Origin of the sequence: Kitasatospora sp. NPDC091257 (assembly GCF_044757675.1) — a bacterium.
In the GTDB taxonomy this organism is placed as follows: Bacteria; Actinomycetota; Actinomycetes; order Streptomycetales; family Streptomycetaceae; genus Kitasatospora; species Kitasatospora lactacystinica.
Genome location: NZ_JBIVVI010000900.1, coordinates 1 through 3,838, shown reverse-complemented (window position 1 = coordinate 3,838; position 3,838 = coordinate 1). Strand labels below are relative to the sequence as shown.

General features: G+C 77.8%; 2 protein-coding genes. Both read right to left on the bottom strand.

Annotated elements, in window-relative coordinates; translation table 11 throughout:
• The coding region (lanKC, locus tag ACIQOV_RS31665) for a class III lanthionine synthetase LanKC (protein WP_401054116.1) at positions 1-2,541 on the bottom strand (2,541 nt) is incomplete at its 3' end.
• A gap of 40 nt (positions 2,542-2,581) precedes the next feature.
• Complete coding sequence (locus ACIQOV_RS31660) at positions 2,582-3,802, bottom strand: MFS transporter (protein ID WP_401054115.1); 1,221 nt, start codon at positions 3,800-3,802, stop codon at positions 2,582-2,584.
• Positions 3,803-3,838: the final 36 nt, after the last annotated feature.

Genomic DNA, 3,838 nt, shown 5'->3' with positions numbered 1-3,838 from the left:
GTCCAGCACGTCCGCCCGCCGCTCCCCGGGCCCCTCCTCCAGCCCGCTCAGCGCCAGCAGCACCCCCGCCGCGCCCGTGTGCAGATCGGCCGAGAAGCGCCGCAGCCTCATCCCCGGCACCAGCAGCCCCTCCGGCCGGGCCACCAGGTGCCACTGGAGCTTGCGCACCTGCCCGAGCACGGCCTCCCGCGCGGGCGCCCCGCCCAGCCGGTCCAGCGCCAGCGTCAGCCCGACCCGCCCGCGGAACAGGCCCGGCTCCCGGATGAACCCGGGCGCGCAGACCTTGCGCACGTCCGCCAGGAAGGCCTCCCCGCCCGGCAGCTCCGCGTGCTCCAGGAACTCCCGCACCACCAGCGCGATTCCGCTGCTGCCCCGGTCCAGGTAGGCCAGCCGGCGCCCGGCCTCCAGTACCTGCACCGACCCGTCGGGCACCCGGACGCACCCGGCCACGGCCCGTTCCAGCGCGGTCCGCCCGGAGTCGAGCAGCCACCGCTCGCCGGTCCGCCGGTACAGCCGCAGCTGGAGCAGCGCGATCCCCGCCAGCCCGTACAGCAGCCCGGCGGCCGCCGGCCCGTCCAGCCCGGGCACCGGGTCGCCGCGCAGCACCGCGGCCAACTCCCGTGCGTCGTCGAGCGCGTGGGCCAGCTCCCGGGGGCGGTCCAGCGCCCGCGCCAGCCGCAGCCGGGCGAGCGCCGCGCCGGCCCGGCCGCCGAACAGGCCCGCCTCCCGGGCCGGGCGGGCGGTGCGGGCGCGCCCGAGCAGCTCCTCCGCCTCCTCCGTCCGGCCGATCCGGGCCAGCACCAGCGCGGTGCCGAGCGGCCCGTCGTACAGTCCGCCGGTGCCGGGGCGGTCGGCCCGCCGGCGCACCGCGGCGACCAGCCAGTCCGCGTACTCCTGCGGCCAGTCGGCGCCGGCGCGGTGCAGCGCGTACAGCACCCCCGCCGCGCCGTGCGACACGCCCGTACCGCCGTCGGCGAACCCGGCCACGTCCCCGGGGAAGAGCCGGTCCGGCCGGTCCGGGGTGGCGCCCGCGTGCAGGCCCGCGACCAGCTCCCGGCGCACCGGGTCCAGCGAGGGCCCGGCCAGCAGCTCCCGCCCGCGCCGCTCGCTCGCCGACTCCACCAGGGCCACCGCTCCAGGGCGCACCGGCCCCTCCTCCTCCCCGAGTCCGAACCACTCGCGCGCCCGCCGCTCCAGCGCCGGGAGCTTGCCCGGGTCGAGGTCGGCCAGTTCCAGCACCGGCATCAGCAGCATCAGCCAGGTGGCCCAGAGCAGCCAGCGGTCGGCCTCGGCGCCGGTCAGTCCGGGCGGGACGTGCTGTCCGGCCGCGCCGGCCACCGGCACCCGCCGGTCGTCCAGCCCGGCCGCGTACTCGAAGTCCACCAGCACCACCGACCCGTCCGGCCGGAGCACCACGTTGGACGGGTGGAGGTCCCCGAACCGCACGCCCCGCCCGTGCAGGGCGGCGAGCGCCTGCTCCAGCCCCGCCACCACCCCGCCCACCCACCGCGCGTACCGGGCGCGCTGCTCCGGTGTGCAGTTCTGGTGCACCAGCGGGTAGCGCCGGATCGCCTCGGTGAACAACTGGACGCCCTCGACGTGCTCCTGCACCAGGAAGGTGTGCTCCCACACCGTGCGCACCTCGTGCAGCCGCGGCACGCACGCCAGCCCGGCCAGCCGCTCCAGCGCCCACTGCTCGCGCCGCAGCCGGGTCAGGGCGTCCGCCCCGGCGCCGTCCAGCCCGGCGTGCGGGCGGGCCTCGCGAAGCACCACCCGCTCCCCCGTGCCGTGCCGCTCGGCGAGGTAGATCCCGCCGGCGTTGGAGAACCGGAGCACCTCGACGATCCGGTACGGCAGGCGCCCGCGGGCCGCCGCCCGGGCGGCCAGGTGCGGGCGCAGCGCGGCCGGCGGCTCGACCCACCCGGGCAGCCGGAACGCCGGCTCGCGAGGGTCGGGCACGAGCGCGCCGGACGGGTCGCGCAGGGCCGGGACGACCCGCCCGGCCGCGTCCTGGCACCACAGTTCGACGAAGGCCCCGTAGCGCGCGAACACCGGGGCGTCGCCGATCCGCAGGTCGGTGAGCACGTACGGCCCGGGGAAGCCGTCCAGCGCCCGCGCCAACTCCTCGGCCAGGGTGAGGAACTCGCCCTCCGTGGCCGGGTAGACGGTGATGAACTTGCCGCTGCTGCCACGCCCCGCGAACTTGCCGTTCGCCACCGCCAGCGCCGCCGGGCCGCGCAGGAACTTGAACGCGACCCGGCGGTCGAGGCAGATCCGGGCGACGGCCTCCAGCGTCCGCTCGGCGCCCTCCCGCACCGCCGACACGTGCAGCTTCCAGCCCTGCTCCGGCAGCCGGGAGTCGGCCGACGGGACCTCGGGCCGCAGCACCGTCCACAGCCCGCGCTGCTCCCGCCGCCAGCCCGCGGGCGGCTCGCCGAGGCCCAGCGGGTAGCGGTTCGCCCCGTCCCGCAGCCGCCCGGGGGTGTCGTAGTACATCGGATCGGCGAGGCAGTACAGCTGGGTCTCGTGGGCGCCGGCCATGGGGCCTCCTGTTCCGAAGTCTTCCGGGAGCGGGCGGTGTTCAGACGGCCGGGCGCGGCTGCGGTCCGCGCCGGACCGGCGGCGCCCAGGTGACCACGGCCGCGCAGAGCGCGATGGCGAGGGCCAGCAGGGCGAAGGTCCGGGTGCCGCCGAGCGAGCCGAGCAGGGTGCCGGCGGCCAGCGGGCCGAACGGCTGGACCAGGGTGGACAGGAAGGCGGCCGCGCTCTGCACCCGGCCGATCCGGTCGGGCGGCGCCGCGATCAGCATGCCGGAGACGAAGCCGATGCTGGCGACGGTGGACAGGCACATGCAGGCCGCGCAGAGCAGTCCGATCAGCAGCGGCACCCGGGTGAGCACCAGGACCCCGGCGGTGAGCGCGCAGGCCCAGCAGGCGAGCGCGACCAGGCTGCCGTCCCGGACCCGGGCACCGAGCCGGGGAGCCAGCAGCGCGCCGGCCAGGGCGCCGGCCGCGGTGCAGGAGACGACCGTGCCGCCTCCGACGCCGGAGCGGCCGCCGTCGGAGGCGACGGCCAGGGTGGCGAACATCAGCGCGCTGAACGCGAAGTTCATCCCGAGGCCGAAGATCAGCAGCAGGGTGCGCAGATAGGGCCGGTGCCAGATGAAGGCCAGTCCGGCGGTCAGCTCGGCCCGGCCGAGCACCGGCCCGTTCGTCGCGGCGGGCAGCGAGCGGGTCCGCATCAGCGCCACGCAGACGGTGGACAGCAGCAGTCCGACGCCCTCGGCGAGGAACGGCAGCACCGGGTGCCAGGCGAACAGCGCCCCGCCGCCGAGTGGTCCGATCAGCCGGGCGGCCGCGCCGCGCGCCTGCATCCGGGAGGAGGCCTCGCGGGCCTGCCCGGTGGGCACCACCGCGCGCAGCAGCCCGCCCGCGGCGGGCCCGTAGACGCCGGTGATCAGCGCCCCGGCGGCGGCGACCAGCAGGACCAGCGGCAGCGGGGTGTGCCCGCGCAGCACGGCGACGACCAGGGCGCCGACCGCGAACAGACCGAGGACGTCGCAGATCCGCATCAGCCGGCGCCGCTCGATCCGGTCGGCGAGCACCCCGCCGGGCAGCATGGTGAGCAGCAGCGCGCCGACCGAGACGGTGCCGACGGCGCCCGCCCGGGCGGCCGATCCGGTCTCCCGCAGGACCAGCAACGGCAGGGCGATCGAGGCGAGTTGGGAACCGAGCGAGGCCAGCAGGCCGCCGGCCCAGAGCAGCCGGAAGTCCCGGTTGCGGGCGAGCGGGGTGGGCTCCATGGCCGTCCTCCGTGGTCGGGCGGGGGCACCCGCGGG

What these genes read in the sequence shown, in the direction of transcription:
- ACIQOV_RS31660 (WP_401054115.1), bottom strand. Translation starts at nt 3,802, where the DNA reads ATGGAGCCCACCCCGCTCGCCCGCAACCGGGACTTCCGGCTGCTCTGG.